Origin of the sequence: Natrialba sp. PRR66, from assembly GCF_034808065.1 — an archaeon.
GTDB lineage: Archaea > Halobacteriota > Halobacteria > Halobacteriales > Natrialbaceae > Natrialba > Natrialba aegyptia.
Genome location: NZ_JAXHGN010000245.1, coordinates 1 through 240 on the forward strand (window position 1 = coordinate 1; position 240 = coordinate 240).

1 pseudogene is annotated in these 240 nt (G+C 62.1%); it reads right to left on the reverse strand.

Annotation, left to right across the window (positions count from 1 at the left end):
- Window positions 1-240, reverse strand: a pseudogene (locus SM755_RS24120) (hypothetical protein); the annotation flags it as partial.

Consider the following 240-nt stretch of genomic DNA (forward strand, 5'->3'; position numbering starts at 1 on the left):
TAATATAGGTCCGCTCGCGGAGGAATTCGTTTGCGCGGTCGTAGGTGGAGCCGTCGATTTTCGAGAACTTGGTGTAGGCCTGTACGTCTTCGGGGACGCCTGGCTCGGCCGTCTCTCCCGGGGTATCGTCATCTGTCGAGTCCCCGCCGACGAACTCCTCGGCGTCGGGCGTCGGACTCTCCGTGTGTTCGCTCGTCCCTTCGGAGTCGGTTGGTTGATCATCCGACTCCGCTTCGGGTG